This window comes from Cytobacillus sp. NJ13, assembly GCA_030348385.1.
GTDB lineage: Bacteria > Bacillota > Bacilli > Bacillales > Cytobacillaceae > Cytobacillus.
The window spans coordinates 2,524,055-2,547,922 of sequence record JAUCFP010000006.1; the positions used below are offsets into that span (position 1 = coordinate 2,524,055).

The following is a 23,868-nucleotide window of genomic DNA, read 5'->3' on the forward strand; positions in this document are numbered from 1 at the left end:
AAATAATTATTCATTTTTGAATATTACTTTACAGGAAATAGATGAAAACTGAAAGGTTTATTTGAAATAATTTTATATTAATTCAATAAAATGCATAAAAAAGGCTAACCCATTTGTTAGCCTTCACTTGCCTTTATAAAATAGCATCCAATTTCCCGTACAGCTCTTCCCTCTGCTTTTCAAGTTCTTCTTTTTCTTGATAAGCTATCTGCAGCTTCTCTAAATCCATTTCCTTTTCCAGAACCGTTTCTAATTTTATGAGACTAGTCTCAAGTTGTTCAATTGCGTACTCTAATTCCTCTAGTGCCAGCCCTTTATTATTTTTTTTCGGAGAAACAGCCGCTATCTTTGCCTTTTTAACAGCAGGCACTTCAATCTCCGCTTTCCGCTTCTCCTCCATTTTCTTTCTGGCCCAATCATAATTCCCTTCATAGTAATGAAGGTCTTTTTGATCAATCCAGTAAATTTTGCTGAATATTCGATTGATAAAATAACGGTCATGAGAGACAGCCAAAATCGTTCCATCGAATTCTTCAAGTGCCTCTTCGAGTACCTCTCTAGATTCGATATCAAGATGATTCGTCGGTTCATCAAGTATAAGAAAGTTAATATCCCTGTGCATGAGCTGGGCCAGGCGCAGCCTCATTCTTTCACCGCCGCTCAATTGCGATACTTTACGAAAAACAGTATGGCCATAAAAGAGGAAACCGGCCAGAATATGGCGTGCTTCTCCCTCCGTTACAGCCTGCCCTTCCCTAAAAGTGTCAATTACCGATTGATCATCAGCATTTGAGAAAACATGCTGTGACAAATAGCCAATTTTCAAGTTGCTTCCTTTCCGAATTTCCCCTGCATCAGGTTCCAGCTCTCCTAGCATCATTTTGATCAACGTCGATTTTCCTGTCCCATTATCTCCGACAATAGCGGTTCGGTCGCGGAATAGGATGTGCATTCTGACGTTTTTGAATAAGTGCTTGCTGCCAAAGGACTTGCTGACCTCTTTCATCAAGAACACATCTTTTCCGCTCCGTTCAGATGCTTCAAGATCCATATTCATTTTTTTTCGGTTTAATACAGGCCGGTCCAGCTTCTCCATCCGCTGGAGAGCTTTTTCCATGCTGCTTGCCCGTTTATGAAGACCCGCATTAGGCGGGGTACATTGATTGGCCCATTCTCTTAACCTCTTGATGGCTTCCTTCATCTTCCTGATTTTTTTCTGCTGTTCTTCATATTGCTGAAACTCTCTCAGCAGCCTTTCTTCTTTCTCTTTTACAAAGCCTGAATAGTTTGTCTGATAAAGGGTGATTTCTCCATCTTCCAAATCCAGAATCTTGCTGACCGTTTCATCTAAAAAATAGCGATCATGTGAAACGAGCACCACTGTCCCTTCATAATTCTTTATAAAATCAGCCAGCCATTCCACTGACTTAATATCCAGGTGGTTGGTCGGCTCATCCAGCAGAAGCAGATTCGGGCTTTTCAGGAGCATGTGGGCGAGGCATACTTTTGTTTTTTCACCGCCGCTTAGACTGCTGAAATCCTTGTTCAGAAGACTTCTGATATTGAGGCCATTTGAGATCCGGTCTATCTGGCTATCCACTTCATAGCCTTTATTCAGTGTGAACTGATCCTGCAGTTCTCCGTACTCTCCAATAAGTTTATTTAATTGATCCGGAACCGTTTCATTCGCCATTTGCTGTTCCATTTTCTTCATCGTTTTTTCCATCTCCAGCAAATTAGCAAAAGCTGTTTTTAAAACATCAATTGCCTTCATACTAGCCGGATAATCCGGAATTTGCGCCATATAGCCAATCTCACACCCCTTTCTCCAATGAAGCTTACCTGTATCCGGGACTTCTGCTCCAGCCAGTAATTTAAACAGTGTCGTTTTTCCGCTTCCATTTCTTCCTGTCAAACCAACCCTGTCCCTCTCATAAATTTCAAAGGATAGATTTTCAAATACTATATTTCCTCCGTAACTTTTTCCGATTTGCTGTGCGCTGCATGCGATCATATGAGCTCCTCCGATTTTTAAAAATAAAACACAAAAAGGCCATAGGAAACATGCTCCTAGGGCCTAAGTAAATTCTGATAAAAATGAAACTTTTTTGGCGGGGCCTTCCCGCTCAAAGTTTAGGTGAATCCCGCAAATGCGCAGGTATTCATTAAAACTGTGTTCTTTTATCAGTATTATACGGGCGGCAGTTTCCCCATCAAGAATTTTATATCTTGAAGCGGACTTTACTGCCCTAAAACGGAATAAAAAAAAGAGAGCTTGAAGAAGCTCCCTTCACCGTTCTTTATAAGGCGTTAAAGAGATATTCTCACTGTTTTGTTTTCATATAAAATTTGCTAAAAAAGGACAGACTTGTCCCGTTAACAGCAAAGCCATGAAAAATTGCACGGTAAATTGTCAGGAATTCAATCCATTCACCACGTGCCAAAACAGTTCCAATCATCTCTTCTCCACCTCCATTTCAAATAAGTTAGTTTTATTTTAATATTTCTTCAATTCAAAAGCAATGGGTATTATCCTGCATTCTCCAGAATAATGTGCATTTTTTAGGAGCTGGGGTTCCGCTGTTAAGGAAAAATTATACTCACTAAAAAAGGAAGCCTTTAATGCAGGCTTCCTTTTCAGTATTATTTCCACGTCTGAATCTGGTCTGTTTCAAGAATACCAAGAGTTACATCACTAATATCGGGGTCATCAAGCAGCTGATTTCTTACACCAATTTTTATATCATCCGCATCGGCAAGCGTGAGACCTTCGACCAGCTCAATATACCCTTCCACATGATATCTTCTTCCTTCCTGGATCAGCCGCAGCTGTTTAATATCCACGACTTGGGGATCACCGAGAATAATTTGGGCGATACGGTCTTCAATATCTTTTGGTGCCGCTACTCCAATCAGGCCCAATGTATTTTCAAATCCGATTTTCACAGCGATGCCCACCAAAAGCAGACCAATTAAAATTGTGCCTACCCCATCCAGGAAGTAAAGTCCTGTAAAATGAGCAATTAAAATCGAAACAAGGGCAAGCAAGGCACCAAATGTCGCAATAATATCTTCATAAAAAACCAGGCGTGTTGGAGGGGAGGCAAGCCTGACATTTTTAAAGGCAACAGGCACAATACCAAATCCCTTTGCAGGATTCCTGGTTTCATGGCCGATTTCTTTCATGGCTTTCAATAAAATAAATCCATCAACACCTACGGCAAGAAGCATAACCCCTACATTGAGCCAGAGGTCGGTTGATTCCTTTGGATGCTGAATCAACTCCCAGCCTTTATGTATCGTTTCATAGGCCATGATGGAAATGACGATAACAGCAATTAATACGAACAAGTTGATCACCCGGCCAAATCCTGTAGGGAATCTTTTGGTTGGCGCCTTTTCCGCAAGCGCACTGCCAAAAAACACAAACCCCTGGTTCAGTGCATCAGCAAGAGAATGAAGGGTCGTAGCAAGCATGGCCCCGCTCCCGCTTGCAAAAGCTGCCAGCCCTTTAGCAATCGCCAGTGCCGTATTTCCGATCGCCGCCATCCCCGATGATTTGTTTCCTTTTTTCAATAAAGCAATCACAGACATTTCATCACCGCCTAATTTTATTGTTTGGTTTTATTGTTACCCTTATGAGCCTATTCTGAATCATATTTTTCTGGTTCATTATTCAGCCTAAAATAAAAAGAGCTAATATCATAATTAGCTCTCCAGAACGTTATTTAACCAGCGAGTGCTTGAAGGCATAAATGACTGCCTGGGTCCTGTCCTGCACCTGCAGCTTGCTTAATATATTGCTAACATGTGTTTTGACTGTTTTTAAGGCAATGAAAAGTTCGTCAGCGATTTCCTGGTTCGCTTTGCCTTCTGTCATCAAAAGAAGGATTTCCATCTCGCGGCTCGTCAGCTCTTCATGGGGCAGCTGCTGGTTTTTCTGCCTCATTTTCACCATCATTTTACCTGTCACTTCCGGCTCCAGCACCGATTGTCCATGATAGGTCGAGCGGACTGCCTCAGCAATTTCACTGGCTTTCGAGGTTTTCAGCATATAGCTCGTCGCCCCTGCTTCCAAAGCCGGATACACTTTTTCATCATCAAGGAAGCTTGTCACAATGATGATCTTAGCTTCCGGCCATTGCTCGATGATTCTTCTGGTCGCTTCTATGCCGTCCATTTCTTTCATAACGAGATCCATCAAAATGATATCCGGCCTCAATTCGAGTGCCAAATCAATAGCTGTATTCCCGTTATCCGCTTCTCCTATAACCTCAATATCCGGCTGTGCCGTCAAATAGGAAGAAACTCCAATCCGAACCATTTCATGGTCATCCACAAATAAAACTTTAATCATTGGCCTCACCCTCAGAATTTAGTCTTGCCTCAAGCAGACATTATTTAAATAATCGGAACCTTTACTTCAAGACGGGTTCCTTTGTTTCTTACACTGATGATTTTCATGCTTCCGCCAACTTCAGCGGCACGTTCATACATATTCTGCAGACCGTAAGAGCCGGCCCTCGTTTCCTCTACATCAAAACCGACTCCATCATCAGCCACACGGAGTATGGCATAATCATCTCTTTGAATCAGAAGCACTTCAAGATTTTGCGATTTGGAATGGCGGAGTGTATTGGACACAGCTTCCTGAAGGATACGGAATAGATGGTCTTCCACCCCTTTATCAAGCGGAAAATTCTCTACCTTCCATTCAATCTCCATCGCTACTTTTTGAAGCAATTCGACCAGAAGCTCTTCAATTCCTTCCTGGAGGCTTTTGCCCTTAAGGGCAGCTGGACGAAGGTGCAGCAGCAGGGCACGCATTTCCAGCTGTGACTGATGGATCATTTCTTCCACCATTTTCAGCTGTTTTGCCTGCCTGTCTTCCGGATCCTGCTGGGTTTCAGTAATGGCGGACATCATCATGGATGCTGCAAACAGCTGCTGGCTGACAGAATCGTGAAGCTCGCGTGCAAGCCTGTTCCTTTCCTGGGAAACGATTTCCTGCATCCTGTTCTCGATATCTTCCGCTTTTTCATTTGCCAGCTTTTGAGAAATCTTTGCCTGATCTGCCATATGCTTTTGAATCTTCTCGGCCCTGACTGCTATGGAATGCAATTCTTTACCTGTTTCCTGCACATCCAATTGGCGGCCTTCCTCTACCTGGTGGAGCATAGTGTCTACTGCAAAAAGCTGCCGGCGCCAGTAAATGCCTGACAATAATCCAAAGATCAGGCCAAGAGCCATGCTTATGCTCGGCACAAATAGAATAAACGGAATATCGAGTATTTCCGTTTCCCACAGATCCCGCCAGCCGGGAATGGGAAACATCGTAAAAAAAGAAGCCGTCAAGACAGCAAGAATGAAGAGGGACATGCACGCTCCCCAGGCAATTTGCCGCTGAATGATACTCATACGCGCTTCACCTCGATATCCCCGACTGCAAGTGAAGTGAAAATTTTAACGCGCTGCCCTGACTGATCATAGCCAGGCGTCTGAAGCTGAAGGAGCTGGTTAAACATCTTTGATTCTTCGTGATCGAAAATTCTGGCCTTACCGACAATGGCTGAATGGCTGACACTAACCTCCACGTCATAGGGAACAAGCACCTGCACATTTCCGATGAAGTTCCGGATGAAAATCACGGTTTCTCCCTTGGGAATAACCGTATAGCTTAAGTCTATGACCGTATCGCCTATGCCGGTCTGGATATTTATATCATTCCATTCATATACTTGCTCAGGTGTTTTTTGCTGGCCGACGAATATATTGGAAAAAAGAGGATTCTTTTTAATGACTGTTTCTTTCTGGAGATTCACTGCCGGTTCCTTGAACTCCGGCTGAATCCGTTTAGGATCTTTTTTGGACTGCCCAAACTGAATCAGCAGGTGAATCAGAATCGCCAGCAGGAAAAATTTCAGTGTCATCATGCTGAAAATATTGATGAGCAGAAAAATTAGCCCAAGCCAGAAAAGCCATTTTCCGGAGCTCTTAGGCATCCTCTTTCTTCCGATATATACCATTCCAATTGGCACAAGAAGAGAGAATATCACGCCGCTATTAAAAAAGGCTATTTCCACAAAGAGAAAGACAATGCCCAATATGATAATCCAGCTCATATAATCGCTTTTGTTGTTAATGTTCATGAGGCATCCCCCCTTCTGTGTATATGGAATGATAAGAAAAGCGGAAGCGCCTTCGGAACAAGCCAAAAACGCTTGTTCCTGCGAAGAACTCCAAGGAAGCTTTCCCTTGGTGCTCACCCCCGACAAGCACAAGACGAACCTCACGGAAAGGCGTTCTTTGCCTTTTTGGGAGGATTGGCTTGTGACCTTGAGGGGGTAGGCGCTGGAGCTAGACAAAGCTAGACAGTAATAGACTTTAAAAGGCGCAGTATCCCTACGCCTTTTTAGAATACCATTTTTTGTTCATAAAATAGAAAGAGTTTTTATCTTTTTTGGAAAAAGATCATACAGGCAGGCTTCGTTTTTTATATTTTGCATGTTACAAACTATTTCTGACTTGTTATCGAATATTACAATACAGGCTTTTTCTCAAGCTCTTTTTCCAGCTGTGCGATGCGGGCATCGATTGTGCTGCGGTGGTAGGAGCTTTTCACCTGATGTTCAAGACGGTCAAGATAGGATTCGATTTCCTGGAATCTTGTAAAAGACTTATCATTGTTTTGATCAAGCACTTTATCCATTTGGTGGTTGGCACGTGTGATGTTTTCACGGCCCATCAGCTCCATGCGGCGGATGTGCATATCCTTCAGTTTGTGCTTCATTTCCTCGTATTTTCTTTCAAGATCACCCATTTGCTGTACTGCCTGGTTCAGGAGATCCTTCAAACGGCTGGCACGCTCTTCATACTGCATTTGCTCCTGAGCTGCAAACTGATAGAGTTCTTCTTCACCTGCCTGCGTGGCAACCTCTGCCTGGCGCTTGCGTTTGTCTGCAAGGTTTTTCGCCTGCTCGTATTCTCGAGTGAACTCTTCCTTCAATGTATATTGACGTTCCAAAAGCTTGCGGACCTTTTCGGTTTCACGCTCACATTCACGAAGGTATTGGTTTAAGAGTGCGATTGGATTCTTTTTCTCCTTTTTATCCAATGCTTCATGAAGGTCTGCCATTACTGTATCTTTGATTCTCGTTAATAGGTTTGCCATTTCTATCTCTCCTTTTTAGTTTCTGTTTAAATCCGCCCATTGCTTTTCAAAGTTAGCAAAAGGGTCATTGTCTTCTTCCATTACACTAGAGCTTGAATCGTTCCACTTTTTATAGACCAGATATAGAACGTATGCAGCTGCAAGCCCTAAGATAGCCGGAAAATTGGAAGCCGTGGCCATCAAAGCGATGAACCCGATGATTCCATAGCCGATTTTTGCCATCGTGCTTTCAGCTTTTATAAATTGTTTAAACACAAAGTATAGAATCGCCGCACTTACTGCCAGACCCACAATCGGGCCCAGATTTGAAATCAGCACCATGGCTGCAATTCCACCTGCTATCAATAATCCAAGTTTTTTCATTTTCGTTTCCTCCTTTCTTGATTTCATCTTACCTGTATTTTGTAAATGCTATAACGAGCCTCAGCTTTATTTTCAAATAAGACCTGAGACGTAGCAGATGGTCGGACTCTTTCAATCAAGATGGGAAATATGGAAAAAGAATGTACGTTAATATGGAAAAATGCGGGGTAGACATGGGGTAAGCAAACAAATAATGATGCTGCATTGCGCAGATCTTTCATTCATTTATTGAAATGGAGGTCCTCCCGTGTTTGGGTATGATGATTTTTTAAAATTCATTCAAGCCTTTTTTGTGGTTTACCCGGTGGTCACACTTATTCATTTATTGGGTCATATATTCTTTGCAGGCATTTTTGGAGGAAAAGGAATCCGAGTTATCATAGGCACAGGCAAAATACTATTCTCAATGAGGTTTTTGGAGGTTAGACGGTTTTACTTCTGGTATGGAGGGTGTGAGTTTACCTCTTTAAAATACAATAATAAACTGACCAAATCTCTTATCTTTTTAGGAGGATCTATTTTTAACATAGGCAGTATTTTTATTGTAAATTATCTGATCCGGATGGGTATTCTGGAAGCTAACATGCTGTGGTACCAATTTGTATATTTCTCCTTTTATTACGTCTTTTTCGCCCTGCTGCCAATGGATATGGCAGATGGCACGCTTAGTGATGGGAAGGCTATGTACAAGCTCTGGTTTGATAAAAATAAAGATGATTCTTCAGCAGACTGCCAGCTGATTGATGAGGAGAAAAGAAAATGAGCAAGATCTTGAGCGAATTTTCGGTTTTATGGGCGGGATTTCAAAGTTATGAGCGAAATCTCAGTTTTACCGGCGAAAGTTCAAAGTTATGATGGAAATCTCTAATTAATGAGCGAAACCTCAAAATTATCCGCAAAATCCCTAATTAATAAAGCCAATAAAAAAAGGAAGCCCAATCATTCGGAGCTTCCTTTTTGCATGAATTTCTTTTCATAATGGCCTAGTGCCAATAGCGGCCAAATATACCGGTAGCTGTGATAGTGCATGTATAAGAAGCCGGCCATTCCCTGCCCTTTTGGGTAATCTGTCGTCCAGTCATTTCTTTGGCCCTCGCGGATCAGGAAGGCCATGCCTTTTCTGATCTCAGGGCTGTTTTCAGGGGAAACGGCAATTAAAGCATCCACGGCCCAGGCAGTATGTGTTAATGTACTGTTTCCCAATGGAACATAGCGTTTTTCAATATCGCTTCTGCAGGATTCTCCCCAGCCGCCGTCTTCATTCTGAATAGACTTCAGCCACTCAACCGCTTTTCTGATGTACTCCTCATCTTTCTTTTCCCCTGCAGCGGTGAGGCCGGTAAGGGCTGCCCAGGTTCCATACAGATAGCAAATCCCCCAGCGCCCATACCAGGAACCGTCTTTTCTCTGATTCTTTTTCAGCCAGCTTATTCCTCTTTTAATTGAAGGCTCAGCTCCTGTAGTGAAGATGCCTAAATATTCAATGGTTCTGCCTGTTAAATCTGCTGTGGACGGATCGGTGAGAATAAACTCTGCTCCTTGAATGGGAATTAGATTCAGCAGGCGGTTATCCACATTTTTTTCAAATGCAGGCCACCCCCCATCACGGTTTTGCATGGATAAAGCCCATTGGACTCCTCTCTGCCTGGATTTCTCGGCAGCCGTTCCTGTTTGATTGTGAATGCTTCTCAGACTGGCGGTTGTATCATCCACATCAGGATGAATAGTGTTGAAGTCTGAAAATCCCCAGCCTCCAGGAAGTCCCTTGCGGTTGTGAACCGTCCAATCTCCGTGACGGGTTTGCTGCCTTGAAAGCAAATAGTTATTCGCTTTTAGAATCGCAGCATCTGATTTATCTGCACCTGCTTCCTGGAGGGCGTGGGAAATTAAAGCGGTATTCCATACTTTAGCGTCTGTTAACTGAAAATGGATATGTCCATCTATTGTGCAGGACATTCCCTTTAATCCCTTCATCGCCTTGATGATGACTGGATCTTTTGGAGAGCAGCCGAGAGCAAGGAGGGCAAAAATCATATAAAAAGTGCTGCTGAAATAATTTAATGATGTTCCATCCGGTTCAATCCGCTCGAGCATATATTGCTTTGTTCCCTCATATGCCATGCTGCGGAGCCGATCAGGTAATCCAATTAAGCTTTCGGCCAAGCCGCTAAGAATGTCAGCAAGTTTTTTCCATTCATCAGAACGGCTTTCTTCCCATAGTTCTTCCCTATCCCTTGTTCCAAAGATTTCATCCAAATCCGGACTATTTTCCGTTCTTCGCCTGAATTTTTTGCTGCCAAGCAGGATAACCGGCAGGAGATTAATTCTTGCAAAGCTTGAAAGCTGGTAGATGCTGACTGGGCTGGTTGGAGGGAGCAGCACAATTTCGATGGGCACAGGAAAAATGGCCGGCCATGGATATTGGCCTGTCATGGCAAGCATGATTTTCGTAAATAATCCTGCTTTTTTTACCCCGCCCTTTGATAAAATAAATTTCCTTGCAGCTGCCAGATGCGGATCATGCTTCTGTCTATGGCCAGAGTACAAAAGGGCGTAATAGGCTTCAATGGTTAAAGATAAGTTCCCTTCTTTTTCGTCTCTAAAAAGCTTCCACGCACCACTCTCATCCTGGCGGCTTTCAATTCTCTCCGCCAATTTTTGAATGATGCTTTCATCCTTCATGTTAAGCGTCCGCAAAAGAATAATCATATAAGCATCAGTCATGATTCCAATTTCAAAAGGATACGCCCATGAGCCATCCTGAGATTGGCTGCTTTTCAGCAAATCGGTTAGCCGGCTGATTTCTGCCTTAACTAGCTGCACATTCCTCATTCCCTCACTAAAGTTTTATTACACTATATTCCTTAATCAATTAAAGAATTCGACCTTCCGAGAGAGTGTTGCAGCAGTCCGGTCTATGAAGACATGGCTTCTTGGCAGCTGTTCAAAGAGGGGATCTATAATCAATCATTTTTTGGCACATGAAACAATTCTCTCCTGCCCATACTAAGGTCGGAGGTGCGCCAGCGATATGAAATTCTCATGGGTATTGGGGATCATGCTATTAACACAAACTCAAACTGCCAGTCTTCCTGATGACTTATCCATTGAACATGACGGAAGATCCATTGCAAGTATCAACAGGACAGAATATCAAATGCCGTTTCCCGGGCTTCCGCTAGTGGACGGTGAACGGTTTATTCGGCTCCTGGAAAAGTTAGATCGCCAGACGTATATTCCGCCTATGAACGCGTACATAGGCGAAAGCGGACGTGTCGTTCCTGAGAAGCCTGGAAAAATACTGCACCGCAAAGCATTCACAGATATTTTTTATACATATTTTTATAATAACGGGCCAGCTAAAATTGAGATCCCAACACTCCCCGTTTACCCGAGAGTGGATCGGGATCTTATCTCCCATATCCGGGTTAAAATGATCGGCCAGTATGTTACGTATTTTAATCCGAATAACGCGTCACGCTCCCATAATATCCAGCTTGCAGCCGAAGCCCTTGATAATTATGTTGTTTTTCCGAATGAAGTATTTTCTTTTAACCGTGCTGTCGGCAAAAGAACGGCGGGGAAAGGCTATAAGCGTGCTCCGGTTATCGTTAGAGGGGAACTGTCAGAAGATATCGGGGGCGGGATCTGCCAGGTATCCTCCACTCTATTCAATGCAGTTGACCGGGCAGGCGTCAAGGTGATCGAGCGTTATTCCCACAGCAAAAAGGTTCCCTATGTGCCGCCTGGCCGGGATGCAACTGTAAGCTGGTATGGCCCAGATTTCACTTTTAAAAACCGTTACAGTTCTCCCCTGCTCATACGAGCAAAAGCTTTGCATGGCCAAGTGGTAATCAGAGTATACTCCTCTGATGAAATTGACTATGAGCCCCGCCAGGTCCCAAAAGCGTCAACAATGCTGCCGGAAGAAATCAGCATTGAAAAGGAAGCGGTTTTAGAGGATTGATGGGATTGATCGAGAAATTTCTAAAAAAGGAAACACCCGCTGATAAGCGGGTGTTCTGCTTTAGGTAAGAGCTTTCGAAGAGACAATCACGCCATCTTCATCTGCATATACATATTCTCCCGGCTTCCAGTCAATCCCGCCGAACGTAACAGGGATGTTTCGATCCCCTTTCCCTTCTTTTCGGCTTTTTAAAGGATTGCTGCCAAGTGCCAAGATGCCTGCATCAAGGCTTCCAAGCTCCACTGTATCCCGGACGCAGCCATAAATGATCACACCGGCAAGCTTTCTCGATTGAGCAATCTCCCCAAGCCGGTCACCCATTAAGGCGCATCTTTTTGATCCGCCGCCATCCACCACCAGTACATTTCCCTCTGGAATGGACTCCAGTGCCTCTTTTACCAGCACGTTATCTTCAAACACTCTAACCGTTGAAATGGGACCGGAAAACTTTCTTTTTTGCCCATAAGATTTAAACTCCTGCTGACAAATAAGCAGCTCTTTGCTGTGGTCATCACATAAATCGGCCGTTTTGAAATCCAAAAGAGATCTCCTCCTTTAGCGCTTTTGGCAGTAAAACACTTTATGCCATCTTCTTTACTTCGATATGCAGCAACCTGTTCCCTTCCTTTTTTAATAATTGAAAGGGAAAGATTGATGATTTCAGGCATATACCTTTTAGTAAGGAAACGCTCTTGGCTAATAAAAAGGGAGGTTAAAGGATGGCTTTAATGTGGGCAATTACAATCGGTTTTATAGTTTCATTGGGACTGGCTGGATTTATGCTTGTCCATTTTCTAAAGGGTGCAATGGATTCCCGTGATTCCACGACAGTTGATAGGATTCAGAGTGATCCGGAAGAGTAGAGAAAAGAGGCTGCAAGTATAGGCAGCCTCTTTCTTAGTTTTGGCAATTTGCACAGTAAAACGTTTTCCGGGAAGATATTTCTTCTTTCACTATAGGGCTGCTGCAGCGGAGACATGGTTCTCCTTCTCTGTCATACACTCTGCACTGCTCATTATAACCCCCGGTTTTAGCATCTCCTTTAAACAAAGGCTCTTCCATATAGCCCCCATACTGAATGGCCCGGGTTAATACGCCCTTCATAGACTGATACAGGATTTTTATTTCATCCTCATCCAATTCATCTGCTTTTCTCATAGGCAGCAGCCCAGCCTCAAAACAGATTTCATCACTGTAGCAGCTGCCGATTCCCGAAAGAAATTGCTGATTGATGAATGTCGTTTTCAGCATACCTTTTCTGCTTCCGATCAGTTCGCGGAAGGCCGGAAATCCCAGCGTTTGATCCAGAGGCTCCGGTCCCAAATCTGAAAGCTCCTTTTCCGCCTCTGTGTCTGTCAGCAAGTGCAGATAGCCAAGTCTTAGTCCAATAAAATAGAGCTTTTTATCTCCAAAAGAAATAATAACCTGTTTTGTGCGGTCAGGATTGTCCGCTTCATTTCCAATATACATCCAGCCGCCTAACATTAGATGCAGCAACAGATTTTTTCCGGAACTCAGCTTAAAAATAAGATGTTTAGCCCTTCGGGTGATTTCGGTTACTTGTACATTTATCAGCTGACTTTTAAATTGGGCAGGCTGCACGTTGATGGACTTTTCCCGATTTACTACTACATCAGTAATGACTTTACGGGCCAGCTGCTCCGTTAACAGCCTTCTGTAGGTTTCCATTTCCGGAAGTTCAGGCATAGTGTCAGCTCCTTCCTAAAATACTGTTACCTTAGTATTAAATGGAAGGAATCACTTCATTCCTGAAAATTACGTGGATTTGACAGAATTATTAACTCAGACTCCGATTAATAGCCTCACTCAGTTGCGCCATGATATCATCCGCATGTTCAATTCCGATGGATATCCGCACCAGCTGCTTGGTAATGCCGAGTTCCCTGCATACTTCAGGAGGCAGTGCCCTGTGCGATGTTGTCAGCGGATGGGATACGGACGTTTCAACTCCCGCAAGTGTCGGTACAATTTTAATCCACCCCAGCTCTTTAAAAAACTCATTCACATCAGCACTGTCAGCCAATTCAATCGTAACAATGGCGCCGAACCCTTCTTCACCGTGCTAAAAAGGATAATAGACATTTTTTATTTCTTGATTTTGCTTTAATGCTCTTGCCACACTTCTGGCATTTGCTGACTGCTGCTTCATTCTGAGAGCCAGAGTTTTCGCTCCCCTGCAAGTCAGCCAGGCTTCAAACGGACTTAAATTAGCCCCAAGGTTTACAATTTTTCCGCGTGCTTTTCCGACAAGCTCTTCGTCTCCAGCCAGGACACCTGCTGTAATATCGCTATGCCCTCCTATGTATTTGGTTGCACTGTGGACGACTAAATCAATGCCTTTTAAATAAGGCTGGCAATGATATGGAGTGGCAAATGTATTATCGATCAGGGTAATGAGATTATGCTTCTTTGCCAGGCAGACGACTTCTTCAAGGTTTTCCACCCGCAATAAAGGATTTGTGATGGATTCAGAATAAAGAAGTTTTGTATTCTGCTGTATGGCTCCCTCCACCTGCACAGCATCAGAAAAAGGAACAACGGTTACTTCTATACCGAGCTGTGTCAGCTCTTCCTTGATTAAATGGAAGCTGCCGCCGTACAGGTCATCCGCTGCCACAATATGGTCGCCGCTTTTTACCACAGCAAGCACTCCAGCCAGAATGGCGGATAAACCGGATGAGGAAGCCGTCCCGGCCGGTGCTCCTTCCAGGGCAGCAATTAATTCACCAAGCTCATCCGTATTCGGATTGCCGACCCGGGAATAAAGATAATTGCCGTTTCCCTGATAAAATCCCTCCAGCTCATCCAGATCATTGAATGCGAAGGCGGAAGTTTGATAGATCGGTGTTACTTTACTTTTAATCTTGCGATTGCTCTTATTTTTCAAGTGCAGAACAGAAGTCTCGAAGTTCATATGGACTTTCCCCTTTAAAAGAAATAAGGGCTGGACAATGCCCAGACCTTTAATACAAAAATTAGCTGAATTATATAAAAATTATATCAATACAGCTTTTATGCGTCAATGAAGGAAAGAATCTCTACTTTACTTCCTTCAGAAAGCTTTTAGTCCTAATGCCTGTTCGACGAATGATTAAAGTTGTGTCTACATTTATATCAGCATCAGCAAATTTTTCATCCCAATTTTTCTGGACTTTTTTGAAATTTTGATAATCCTGTCTCAGCACAACTTCACCAAAACCAAAAATATCGGTGCCATATTCCTGCTGAACCTTCTCAATCGTTTTTCTGACCATTTCATTAATCTGTTTTTGGGCAGTTTCTCCACTTTCTTTATATGTCTTTGCTTTATCAAACTGATCGTTGCAATGAGTCCCGTCAATATATGCCTCAGCTCTGATTTTTATATTAATTTTTGCTTTTCCACCTTTGAGTTTCCCTTTAATCTTTGTCCTTGTATCATATACTCTAAGCCCCATATACCGGCTTTCACTGCATGTTACGGTAATGGATGTTTTATTGATTTTATTCTGTATCCATAAGTAATTTCTTGAATCCTCCAGTGTCAGAAATCCTTCCAGCTTATCACCTTTGAAGATAGCCAGTGAGTCCAGAACGACAAGCGCATCAGGGGTGACCTTCATCATATTTTCCGCACTCACGCCAGCTTCAGGGTCACCCTTAATCCTGACGGCGGCCATTACAGGCTGACGTCCCGGGGCGGTCCAGGCTGTAATGACATCATTCATCCTCACTCCTGGATCTCCACCCCAGTCCTTCATCATGGTGTCCAGCTGAGTGTGCAATTTTAAAGAAGTAGATTTCTGGAATTGATACGTCACTTTTAATACATCAGAGCCCTTGGCCCCTCTTGCAATCAAAATATTAAAATCATCCCGGATTTCCCGGTTTCTTTCCAAAAAATCAATAAAGTCGATAATGCCTTCTTTAGCAAGTTCCTCCCCAATAATCAAAGTGCGCATGTGGGAATAGATCAAATGCCTGGAAATCCCTTCATTCACTTTATAAGTCAGTTCTGCCAGAGAGTTTCCTTCAGTAGAATAAACAATAGATGGCGCAAAGCCGCTTGCAGTGCGGTTATTCAATTCTGTTGCATTAATGCCTTCTACAGTCAGGATATACTTATCATCCTCACCCTTATCCACAGCCATTCCTGTCACAACGGTTATTTCACCCAGCTCTCTCTGATCCCAGCATCCAGAGAGCAGTATAGCCGTCAAAAAAACGGCGAACAACACACCATATTGTCTCAATTGGACTGCTCTCCTTCCATTGGAGGAGGAGAAGGCGATCCTGTCTTTGGAAACTTTTCAGGATTCTGTGTTTTTAGATAAGCTGGCCGCTTCCTCATGCTCCAAATCGGGAATCGGAAAAAGACATCTTTCTGCTGCTCAATGATAAATGGAGCAACCGGTGAAAGATACGGAACGCCAAAGGATCTGAGAGAGCTTAAATGGGCGACAATAAAAACAAGAACAATCAGGACGCCATACAGGCCCAGAAAGGCTGACACAATGATCAGCAGGAATCTTAACAGCCTTGCAGCTGCAGCGAAACTATAAGTAGGGGATACAAAATTGGCTATGGCTGTAATGGCGACAATGATGACCATTATATTTGATATAATCCCTGCTTCAGCTGCAGCCTGTCCGATGACGAGAGCGCCTACGATTGAAACAGTCTGTCCGACAGCCCTTGGCATTCGAACACCGGCCTCACGCAGGATCTCAAAGGTAACTTCCATCAATAACACTTCAATGACTGCGGGAAACGGCACTCCTTCCCGCTGTGCAATAATCCCGAGAAGCAGGTGTGTCGGAAGAAGCTCATGATGAAAGGTTAAAATACCGACATATAAAGATGGCGTAATCAAGGCAATCATAAACGATAAATAGCGGATCATTCTTAAAAAGCTTCCCATCATGAAGTTTTGATAATAATCTTCTGCAATGGAAAAGAAATCTACCAGAACAGCCGGAACCACCAGCACAAAAGGAGTCCCGTCAACAAGGATGGCGATTTTCCCTTCAAGCAAATTAGATGCCACCGCATCAGGCCTCTCCGTATTCAGCGCCAGCGGAAAGGGTGTAGCGGATTTGTCTGCAATCAGCTCTTCAATATTTCCTGATTCCAAGATAGCATTCACCTTTATCTGTCCAAGCCTTTTGCGGACTTCCCCGACAATCTTTTTATTTGCTATGCCTTCCATATATCCGATAAACACGGAAGTATGAGTCTCAGAACCAATGATGAATTTTTCAAAACGAAGATTTCTGTTTTTGATTCTTCTCCTCAGCAGTCTTACATTTGTTGAAATCGATTCTACAAACCCATCCTTTGGACCCCTTATCACGGTCTGGGTGCTTGGCTCTGTTATGGACCGGTCTTCACCTGAAGTCATGGAAAGGGAAAGCGCTTTTTCCATATCTTTAAAAATAATAATGATGTTTCCATTAAGCAGAGCAGTAATGATATCATCGAACGACTCAGCCAGCTGGTAGCCTGCCCCTCCGAATTTCTCCTTGCATAATGATTTCAGATCGTCCTCTGTTGTTAACTCACTTCCATCCTCCTTCCCGCTGAGTGATTGAAGAATCGTTTCCTTTAATAATTTTGTATCAATCATAGTTACAAGATAGATGAGCAATGCATCTTTCCCTTCTGTTTTCAGCTCATCCATGCTTAAATCAACCGTGCTTCCGAACTCTGCATTTATTCTTATTTTCAGCTGTTCCAAACTCATGCTTTTAAGATCTGGGCCAGCGTCTGCAGCTTCCTCAGGCTGAACAGGATATTCTTTTTTGCGCATTTTTAATAGTGATTTAATAATACTCAAAACTTCATCCCCTTCACGCCGGGTTTAGCCTTTTTCTTTCGCCGTTTCCATAAAACTGCGATAAGCAGAAGTGATGGCAGTCCGAACTGCAATGGCAAGTGCAAAAAGTATGGGACTATCTCAAGCCCCTCCTGCCAATGATCACCGAAATTTACGGATATTAATATAGAAAAAGATGAAACAATCATGGCTACCGGCAATGAAAAATACCGGTAAGGAAGCCTGAAGGTGTACTCAAGCCCTTTCAATCCTGCAAACATGAACACCGAACCCTTGACCAATATCCCCAGCATCATAATAAAAACAACGAGCGCATCAATTCTTTCAATGAAATTGCCGATCGAAACCTCGCGCGCAGAACTGAGCATGGGAAAATTGGAACGCAGCAAAGCATCAGCTCCCAGTGTGACAATCATCAGAAACATCGCAAATAATAAAAGCGCACCTGCAATTCCTACTCCCAGCATGGATACACGCAGACAATATTTAAAATTGGTTACAACTGGAAGAATGAGTGTGAATGCAATAAGTTCGCCAAAAGGGAAAACGATCAAAGTTGGAAATAGCGCATTCAAAACAGGCTTAAGCCCATCTCCGAGGACTGGCTTAATCTCATATAAATTGGCATTGCCGCTTGCAACTAATAGGATGGTTAAAAGAAACAGAAATCCGAATAAATATGGAGTAAAAATTTCCGAAGTTCTGCCAAGGACTTCAAGTCCGAGATATAAAATATAGGCCATCAGCAGACAGATGGTCAGCGAGATAATTTCAATCGGCGTCGACGGCAGAATGGCCGAAGCAATCAATTCGCCAAAATCACGGACCACCCTGCAGGCAAGGTATAAGAAATAAACCACGTAAGTACTGGAAAAAATGATTGCAACCGGCCTTTTAAAACCAAACTCCATAATCTCGAAAAAATTTTTTCCAGGCACCCTGCTAATCAGGAAGTAATAGAATAGCATGATTCCAAACCCAATCATTATGGCGGCTGCTATTGCAATCCAGGCATCTTTCTTGGCATCCCCGCCTACTCCGACAACGATGGCGCTTCCTAAAAGGAAATTGATCAATAATGTCAGCAGCTGGCTGAGAGAGATATTCTCTTTTAACATTCCATCACCAATCCCTTTTAATATGTACGTTCAGTTAACATGTACAAGCGATTCCCGCTTACATTCTACCGGGATGACCCTGATTTTTTCTTTACTCTAAAAAGATGAATATCTATGACTGAACTTGAAAGCAATCCAATAAGGATAGAAACAATAATGATCATTCTTCCAGTGGCAATCTCCGTATACAGTAAATTCCTCAATGCTTCCCAGATTGTATAATCAAATATTTTCATATCAAAAAGTGCAGCTAATATAGTCAATAGCAGAAAAATACATAGATAGCTAAATGTAATCATGACTGTACCCCATTAACATTCGATACTGTATATCTTTTCTCGGCCTGTACATTTTATCCAAAAATGATGAAAAAACAGTGGGGATACGGATTTATCATTCCCCCTGATTAATAAACAATTTAATGGGTATGGTTAGAGAAGGAGAATTTGTATAGAAATAGGGTTTGCAGGAAAAATTATGAACGAATATAACGTTACAGGAGGACAGGGTATGACGACATCCAACCACAAAACGCCACAATATCCAGAGCCTTATTGGAGGGAGGAGGAACTTCCGGCCTTCGACAAGCTCAGAGAAGATGCACAAACGGAAATTGCAATTGTAGGCGGCGGCATTACCGGGATTACAGCAGGATACTTTCTCGCCAAAGAAGGCTATAAAGTAGCCATTCTTGAAGCCGGCAATATATTAAACGGTACTACCGGCCATACGACAGCAAAATTAACAGCACAGCATGGATTGATTTATGATGAATTGATCAGTCATTTTGGCGAGGAAAAAACCAAACTCTATTATCAGGCTTCAACAGATGCTATAGAATTTGTCAGGAACATTGTATCAGAAAAACAAATTGATTGTGATTTCAGCAATGAAGAAGCAATCATATATGCTGTTTCAGAAGAGTATGCACGAAAAGTTGAAAAAGAGCGGCAAGCATACGAGAAACTCGGGATTCCAAGCGGAATGAAAGAGAGCATTCCTTTTAACATCAGCACAACAGCGGTGCTCTCCATGTTTGACCAAGCCCAGTTTCATCCGCTGAAATACTTGAAAAAGCTGCTTAAAGATTTTGTGGATATGGGCGGCATCATTTATGAAAATACAACAGCAACAGATATCGACGAAGGCAGCCTCCCTGATGTCGTGACCAGAGAAGGCCATCGTCTGAAATGCAAATATGTCATCGTTGCTTCCCACTTTCCTTTTTCAAACATGAAAGGCTTTTATTTTGCCAGATTGTCTCCAGAGAGATCTTATGTTCTGGGAGTAAAGACAAAAGAGGATTTTCCTGGAGGCATGTATTACAGTGCCGATTCACCGACCCGCTCGCTAAGATACACACCTTATAACGGAGACAAACTCATTTTAGTGGGCGGCGATGGCCACAAGACTGGCCATGGACCGGATACGATGAAGCACTACGAAGCCCTGGAGGTCTTTGCGGAAGAGGTTCTCGGCATAACCGATTATCCTTATCGGTGGTCTGCCCAGGATTTATATACGCTTGATAAAATTCCATATATCGGCCCGATTACATCCGAGCAGAAGAATATCTTCGTAGCAACCGGCTATCGGAAATGGGGAATGACAAACGGGACAGCAGCTGCCATGCTGATAAAAGATCAGATTATGGAAAGGGACAACCCATATGCCGAGCTGTTTACGCCATCCAGATTTCAGGCTGACCCAAGCATCAAAAAATTTATTGCGGCCAATACCGATGTTGCCGGCCAGCTGATCAAAGGGAAGCTTGAATTCGTGCCCAAAGAAACGGCAGATCTGTCCCATGATGAAGGTGGCGTCGTGATGATCAATGGCAAGCGGACAGGTGCTTACAGGGATCCTGAAGGCAGCCTTCATCTTGTGGATACAACCTGTACCCACATGGGATGTGAATGCGAATGGAACCACGGCGACCGCACGTGGGACTGCCCATGCCACGGCTCCCGCTTCTCCTATGACGGAACAGTCGTCGAAGGCCCGGCTGCCAAGCCTCTGAAAAAGATTGAAGAATAACTTGAAGAAAAAAGACAGTTCTTCTGAGAAAACTGTCTTTTTCTATGCATTTATCAGCATTTTGCGAGGATTCACTTGCGTGTTATGGAGATAGTACCGATTTATGTGCGGATAAAAATTTTTCTGTGCGGATACCCCAATTTTATGTGCGGATAAATTTTTTTCTGTGCGGATAGCTTATTTTTATGTGCGGATGGCTTTTACTTTGTAAATCTGGCTTTCTGAGAGATTGTGCTCTGCTTTTACTTACGGCTAGCTGGATTTTCCTTGCAGATAGCTCATTTTTATTTTCGGATAGACTTTTTCCAGCAACAAAAATCCCCCTTCTAAAAAGGAGGATTTGTTCGTTAGTCCTGCACGTTGTTTTCTTTCTTTTCTTTGCTTCCGGTTGTGAATTCAACAAGTTCTTCACTTGTGCGCTGCGGTCTGTGTTTATTGTTATTGCGCTGTGCATTGCCGTTGCCGCGTTTAGTTCTGCCCATATTCTCATCTGCTCCTTTTTTGTTTTTCAGAAGTAGTATGAGTCAATTAACCGGCAGTTATTCTATGCCAGCACTCCAAGTTCTGGAGCTTTTCTATGCTTGGTGGCCTGTTCAAATGCATAAGCAATTTTAATGAGAAGCGGTTCACTATAGGCAAGCCCTGTAAATGTAATGCCCACCGGCTCACCTTCAGGGGTATAGCCGGCCGGCACTGTGATGGATGGATATCCCGCTTTTGCAGGGATGCCTGCACCATAATTATTCGGGAACACGATGGCATCGAGATGATGTTCTTTTATTACGTAATCAATGCCCTTCTCTCCTGAAAAATAGATATCTTTCTCAAGTGCAGATATATAGGCCATTTCCTTCAGATTTCCGCTTGTTTCCTCTGATTCAACCAGGATGGATTGCCCGTATTTTAAGCACTTTTCACTGTTATTTTCATTAAAATTAATGACATCGGACAGTGCCCGGATATTAAGGTGCGGCGCGACCGTTCGCAGGTAAGCATTCAAATCCGCTTTAAATTCATATGTCAGGACATCTCTGCCCCACTTTTCTTTAGTGGATGGGATCACTGCCTCGTCCACCACCTCTGCACCCAGCTCTTTTAAACGGCTTACTGCCTTATTCATGACTGAGAGCTTTTCAGAACTTAAGCAGTCAAAATAAGTCTCCCTGGCGATCCCGATTCGTGCACCCTTTAATCCGGCTTCATCAAGGAAAACGGTAAAATCCTTGCCCTGCAGATCTTTATTTGTCAGGGTAATCGGATCATTTTCGTCAGCTGCTGCAAGCACGCTCAATAATAAAGCGGCATCCTTAACCGTTCTCGCCATAGGACCGGCGGTATCCTGGCTATGGGCAATAGGAATAATGCCGGTTCGGCTGACAAGTCCGACTGTCGGCTTAATTCCAACGAGAGAATTCTGGCTTGCTGGACTTAAAATGGAACCTGATGTCTCCGTTCCAATGGCTGCGGCCGCAAAATTAGCGGTGATGGCTGCACCGGATCCTGCACTGGAGCCTCCAACATCAAATTTACCCGGTCCATATGGATTCAGCGTCTGTCCGCCTCGTGAGCTGTATCCGCTTGGCATTCCTTCCGTCATAAAATTGGCCCATTCTGTCATATTCGTTTTTCCTAAAATGACTGCTCCCGCTTGCCTTAATTGAGAGGCCACAAACGCATCCTTCTGTGCACAATGATTCTTCAAGGCGAGTGAACCTGCAGTTGTCTGCATTTTGTCCCCTGTATCGATATTATCCTTTACCAATATGGGAATCCCATGAAGAGGGCTGCGCGGCCCCTGCTCCTCTCTTTCCGCATCCAGAGCAGCTGCAATATGCAGTGCATCCGGATTGAGTTCTAAAACAGAATGAATGTCTTTATCCAGCTGTCCAATCCGGTTCATGTACATCAATACAAGTTCTTTGGAGGTAATTTCCCCATTCTGCATTTTTTCCTGCAATACCTCTATCGTCACTTCAAGCAGATAGTCATCATGAAAGCTCTTTAGCCTTGGATTCTCCATTTATTTGATTTCCCCTTATTCTTGAGTTAAATAATGCTCCACTTACTAATTCGCTTAGAAAAAGAGAAATTCCTTTTATAAAGAAAATGCCAGGCACCAACTGATATAGGTGCCTGGCTGTTTGATCTTTATACGATTTGGCCGCCGCGCATTACTTTCTTTTCTGCAGTGAGGCCAAGTTCTTTGGCCATTTTCTTGAGTTCGCGCTCTTCTCTTTCAGTAACAAGGGAGATAACGGTTCCGCTTGCGCCGAATCTTCCTGTTCTTCCTGAGCGATGGACATACTGATTAATATCTTTCGGGAAGTCGTAATGCACCACATGGGTGACTCCTTTGATGTCCAGCCCTCTTGCCGCAACATCTGTAGCAATCAGCATATTGGCTTTACCGGTACGGAAGTTCTTGATTGCTTTCTGTCTGTCGAATTTGCTCAGATCACTGTGCAGGGTGCTTGAAGAGATGTTTTTAAAATCAAGTTTTTCGGCCATGACGGTCAGGTTGCCGATATCCTTAACGAATACCAGTGCTTTAATGTCCTCGAGCCTTGAGATTTTTTCAAGCATTTTAATTTTGTCCCGTGCTTCTGCCACAAAATAAATATGGTCCACACCTGCAGCCTGAATGGTTTCATCCTTCTCAACACGAATGACTTCAGCATCAGCTGACAGCTCTTTCGCAAGCTGTTCAACAACCGGCGGCAGTGTCGCTGAGAATAACAGGACCTGGCGTTCTTTAAGCGTTGATTTAACAATATTTTGGACCGTCTGAGCATGTTCAGGCACGAGAAGCTGATCTCCTTCATCAAGGACAATTGTTTTTACTTCATGCATTTTGAGCTTTTTCTGTTTAATCAGCTCAAGCACCCGGCCTGGCGTTCCTAAAGCGATATGCGGATGCTTCTTCAATTTCTCAAGCTGCCTTTTCACATTGGCTCCGCCAATAAAAGAAGCGGCTTTAATCCCGCTGCCTTCTGCCCATTTTTGAATCTCGCTTAATATCTGCATTACAAGCTCCTGTGATGAGGCCAAAATGACGGCCTGGACCGCCTGTTTATCCGGGTCAATTTTTTCAAGGACCGGCAGCAAGTAAGCAAGTGTCTTCCCTGTTCCGGTCGGTGACTCGGCAATAATATCCCTGTCTTCCAAAGCCAGCGGAACCGCCTCTGACTGAACTGCCGTCGGCTGTGCAAATGCAGACTTTTTCCATGCCTCCTGGATAAATGGCTTCATATTTTCAATAAAAGATTGTGTCATATGTAACTCCTTTTAACTTTATCGCGTTTAATCAGATAATTATTTTTAGTATAGCCGAAAAATCGGAAAAAACTAGTATCGGTAATGATACTAGCTTATAGGC

General features: G+C 43.4%; 22 protein-coding genes and 1 pseudogene. 4 read left to right on the forward strand and 19 right to left on the reverse strand.

Features of this window, described 5'->3' with window-relative positions:
- Positions 1-133: 133 nt before the first annotated feature.
- From abc-f to QUF73_12425, 8 genes are all read right to left on the reverse strand, one after another.
- Positions 134-2,014, reverse strand: a complete 1,881-nt coding sequence (gene abc-f / locus QUF73_12390; GenBank protein MDM5227004.1) for an ABC-F type ribosomal protection protein — start codon at positions 2,012-2,014, stop codon at positions 134-136.
- Between the two features lie 310 nt (positions 2,015-2,324).
- Positions 2,325-2,459, reverse strand: coding sequence for an RAxF-45 family protein (locus QUF73_12395; GenBank protein ID MDM5227005.1), 135 nt, complete (start codon positions 2,457-2,459; stop codon positions 2,325-2,327).
- Positions 2,460-2,643: 184 nt separating this feature from the next.
- The gene (locus tag QUF73_12400; protein ID MDM5227006.1) at positions 2,644-3,594 is read right to left on the reverse strand and encodes a cation diffusion facilitator family transporter; all 951 of its coding nucleotides are present in this window, start codon (positions 3,592-3,594) and stop codon (positions 2,644-2,646) included.
- A gap of 130 nt (positions 3,595-3,724) precedes the next feature.
- Positions 3,725-4,357, reverse strand: coding sequence for a response regulator transcription factor (locus tag QUF73_12405; GenBank protein MDM5227007.1), 633 nt, complete (start codon positions 4,355-4,357; stop codon positions 3,725-3,727).
- A gap of 44 nt (positions 4,358-4,401) precedes the next feature.
- Positions 4,402-5,418 (reverse strand): sensor histidine kinase, encoded by a 1,017-nt coding sequence (locus QUF73_12410; GenBank protein ID MDM5227008.1) that lies wholly within the window; start codon positions 5,416-5,418, stop codon positions 4,402-4,404.
- Complete coding sequence (gene liaF / locus QUF73_12415) at positions 5,415-6,149, reverse strand: cell wall-active antibiotics response protein LiaF (protein ID MDM5227009.1); 735 nt, start codon at positions 6,147-6,149, stop codon at positions 5,415-5,417. Before liaF ends, QUF73_12410 begins: the two co-directional genes overlap by 4 nt.
- Before the next feature lie 389 nt (positions 6,150-6,538).
- On the reverse strand, positions 6,539-7,171 hold the full coding sequence (locus QUF73_12420) for a PspA/IM30 family protein (protein ID MDM5227010.1): 633 nt from the start codon (positions 7,169-7,171) through the stop codon (positions 6,539-6,541).
- A gap of 15 nt (positions 7,172-7,186) precedes the next feature.
- Complete coding sequence (locus QUF73_12425) at positions 7,187-7,534, reverse strand: flagellar basal body rod protein (GenBank protein MDM5227011.1); 348 nt, start codon at positions 7,532-7,534, stop codon at positions 7,187-7,189.
- A gap of 247 nt (positions 7,535-7,781) precedes the next feature.
- Between QUF73_12425 and QUF73_12430 the strand changes: the two genes are divergently transcribed.
- Positions 7,782-8,297: a hypothetical protein gene (locus QUF73_12430; GenBank protein MDM5227012.1), complete on the forward strand. Its 516-nt coding sequence runs from the start codon at positions 7,782-7,784 to the stop codon at positions 8,295-8,297.
- 176 nt (positions 8,298-8,473) lie between these two features.
- Here the strand turns inward: QUF73_12430 and shc are convergent, their stop codons facing one another.
- Positions 8,474-10,366 (reverse strand): squalene--hopene cyclase, encoded by a 1,893-nt coding sequence (shc, locus tag QUF73_12435; protein MDM5227013.1) that lies wholly within the window; start codon positions 10,364-10,366, stop codon positions 8,474-8,476.
- Positions 10,367-10,565: 199 nt separating this feature from the next.
- Here shc and QUF73_12440 point away from each other — a divergent pair, with 199 nt between their 5' ends.
- Complete coding sequence (locus QUF73_12440) at positions 10,566-11,501, forward strand: VanW family protein (protein ID MDM5227014.1); 936 nt, start codon at positions 10,566-10,568, stop codon at positions 11,499-11,501.
- 60 nt (positions 11,502-11,561) lie between these two features.
- Here QUF73_12440 and rraA read toward each other — a convergent pair whose 3' ends face one another.
- Positions 11,562-12,041: a ribonuclease E activity regulator RraA gene (rraA, locus tag QUF73_12445; protein MDM5227015.1), complete on the reverse strand. Its 480-nt coding sequence runs from the start codon at positions 12,039-12,041 to the stop codon at positions 11,562-11,564.
- A 179-nt stretch (positions 12,042-12,220) separates the two neighbouring features.
- Here rraA and QUF73_12450 point away from each other — a divergent pair, with 179 nt between their 5' ends.
- Positions 12,221-12,364: a hypothetical protein gene (locus QUF73_12450; protein MDM5227016.1), complete on the forward strand. Its 144-nt coding sequence runs from the start codon at positions 12,221-12,223 to the stop codon at positions 12,362-12,364.
- A gap of 34 nt (positions 12,365-12,398) precedes the next feature.
- Here QUF73_12450 and QUF73_12455 read toward each other — a convergent pair whose 3' ends face one another.
- From QUF73_12455 to QUF73_12480, 6 genes and pseudogenes are all read right to left on the reverse strand, one after another.
- Positions 12,399-13,208: a DNA-formamidopyrimidine glycosylase family protein gene (locus QUF73_12455; GenBank protein ID MDM5227017.1), complete on the reverse strand. Its 810-nt coding sequence runs from the start codon at positions 13,206-13,208 to the stop codon at positions 12,399-12,401.
- 91 nt (positions 13,209-13,299) lie between these two features.
- Positions 13,300-14,436, reverse strand: a pseudogene (locus QUF73_12460) (PLP-dependent aspartate aminotransferase family protein).
- A gap of 124 nt (positions 14,437-14,560) precedes the next feature.
- Complete coding sequence (locus QUF73_12465) at positions 14,561-15,754, reverse strand: Ger(x)C family spore germination protein (protein ID MDM5227018.1); 1,194 nt, start codon at positions 15,752-15,754, stop codon at positions 14,561-14,563.
- On the reverse strand, positions 15,751-17,337 hold the full coding sequence (locus QUF73_12470; protein ID MDM5227019.1) for a spore germination protein: 1,587 nt from the start codon (positions 17,335-17,337) through the stop codon (positions 15,751-15,753). The genes QUF73_12465 and QUF73_12470 overlap by 4 nt, the downstream gene beginning before the upstream one ends.
- Entirely contained in the window at positions 17,334-18,455 is a 1,122-nt protein-coding gene (locus QUF73_12475) for an endospore germination permease (protein ID MDM5227020.1), read from the reverse strand. Before QUF73_12475 ends, QUF73_12470 begins: the two co-directional genes overlap by 4 nt.
- A 65-nt stretch (positions 18,456-18,520) precedes the next feature.
- Positions 18,521-18,754, reverse strand: coding sequence for a hypothetical protein (locus QUF73_12480; GenBank protein ID MDM5227021.1), 234 nt, complete (start codon positions 18,752-18,754; stop codon positions 18,521-18,523).
- Between the two features lie 211 nt (positions 18,755-18,965).
- Here QUF73_12480 and QUF73_12485 point away from each other — a divergent pair, with 211 nt between their 5' ends.
- Complete coding sequence (locus QUF73_12485) at positions 18,966-20,492, forward strand: FAD-dependent oxidoreductase (protein ID MDM5227022.1); 1,527 nt, start codon at positions 18,966-18,968, stop codon at positions 20,490-20,492.
- Between the two features lie 347 nt (positions 20,493-20,839).
- Here the strand turns inward: QUF73_12485 and QUF73_12490 are convergent, their stop codons facing one another.
- From QUF73_12490 to QUF73_12500, 3 genes are all read right to left on the reverse strand, one after another.
- Positions 20,840-20,974, reverse strand: coding sequence for a hypothetical protein (locus QUF73_12490; GenBank protein ID MDM5227023.1), 135 nt, complete (start codon positions 20,972-20,974; stop codon positions 20,840-20,842).
- Between the two features lie 62 nt (positions 20,975-21,036).
- On the reverse strand, positions 21,037-22,512 hold the full coding sequence (locus QUF73_12495) for an amidase family protein (GenBank protein MDM5227024.1): 1,476 nt from the start codon (positions 22,510-22,512) through the stop codon (positions 21,037-21,039).
- Positions 22,513-22,640: 128 nt separating this feature from the next.
- Entirely contained in the window at positions 22,641-23,765 is a 1,125-nt protein-coding gene (locus QUF73_12500) for a DEAD/DEAH box helicase (protein ID MDM5227025.1), read from the reverse strand.
- Between the last annotated feature and the right edge of the window lie 103 nt (positions 23,766-23,868).

Excerpts from the sequence above, each read along its gene's own strand:
- QUF73_12405 (MDM5227007.1), bottom strand. The coding sequence starts at position 4,357 with ATGATTAAAGTTTTATTTGTGGATGACCATGAAATGGTTCGGATTGGA.
- liaF (MDM5227009.1), bottom strand. The coding sequence starts at position 6,149 with ATGAACATTAACAACAAAAGCGATTATATGAGCTGGATTATCATATTG.
- abc-f (MDM5227004.1), bottom strand. The coding sequence starts at position 2,014 with ATGATCGCATGCAGCGCACAGCAAATCGGAAAAAGTTACGGAGGAAAT.
- QUF73_12410 (MDM5227008.1), bottom strand. The coding sequence starts at position 5,418 with ATGAGTATCATTCAGCGGCAAATTGCCTGGGGAGCGTGCATGTCCCTC.
- QUF73_12400 (MDM5227006.1), bottom strand. The coding sequence starts at position 3,594 with ATGTCTGTGATTGCTTTATTGAAAAAAGGAAACAAATCATCGGGGATG.
- QUF73_12495 (MDM5227024.1), bottom strand. The coding sequence starts at position 22,512 with ATGGAGAATCCAAGGCTAAAGAGCTTTCATGATGACTATCTGCTTGAA.
- shc (MDM5227013.1), bottom strand. The coding sequence starts at position 10,366 with ATGAGGAATGTGCAGCTAGTTAAGGCAGAAATCAGCCGGCTAACCGAT.
- QUF73_12485 (MDM5227022.1), top strand. The coding sequence starts at position 18,966 with ATGACGACATCCAACCACAAAACGCCACAATATCCAGAGCCTTATTGG.
- QUF73_12440 (MDM5227014.1), top strand. The coding sequence starts at position 10,566 with ATGAAATTCTCATGGGTATTGGGGATCATGCTATTAACACAAACTCAA.
- QUF73_12395 (MDM5227005.1), bottom strand. The coding sequence starts at position 2,459 with ATGATTGGAACTGTTTTGGCACGTGGTGAATGGATTGAATTCCTGACA.
- QUF73_12420 (MDM5227010.1), bottom strand. The coding sequence starts at position 7,171 with ATGGCAAACCTATTAACGAGAATCAAAGATACAGTAATGGCAGACCTT.
- QUF73_12500 (MDM5227025.1), bottom strand. The coding sequence starts at position 23,765 with ATGACACAATCTTTTATTGAAAATATGAAGCCATTTATCCAGGAGGCA.
- QUF73_12425 (MDM5227011.1), bottom strand. The coding sequence starts at position 7,534 with ATGAAAAAACTTGGATTATTGATAGCAGGTGGAATTGCAGCCATGGTG.
- QUF73_12450 (MDM5227016.1), top strand. The coding sequence starts at position 12,221 with ATGGCTTTAATGTGGGCAATTACAATCGGTTTTATAGTTTCATTGGGA.
- QUF73_12490 (MDM5227023.1), bottom strand. The coding sequence starts at position 20,974 with ATGGGCAGAACTAAACGCGGCAACGGCAATGCACAGCGCAATAACAAT.
- QUF73_12475 (MDM5227020.1), bottom strand. The coding sequence starts at position 18,455 with ATGTTAAAAGAGAATATCTCTCTCAGCCAGCTGCTGACATTATTGATC.
- QUF73_12480 (MDM5227021.1), bottom strand. The coding sequence starts at position 18,754 with ATGATTACATTTAGCTATCTATGTATTTTTCTGCTATTGACTATATTA.
- QUF73_12455 (MDM5227017.1), bottom strand. The coding sequence starts at position 13,208 with ATGCCTGAACTTCCGGAAATGGAAACCTACAGAAGGCTGTTAACGGAG.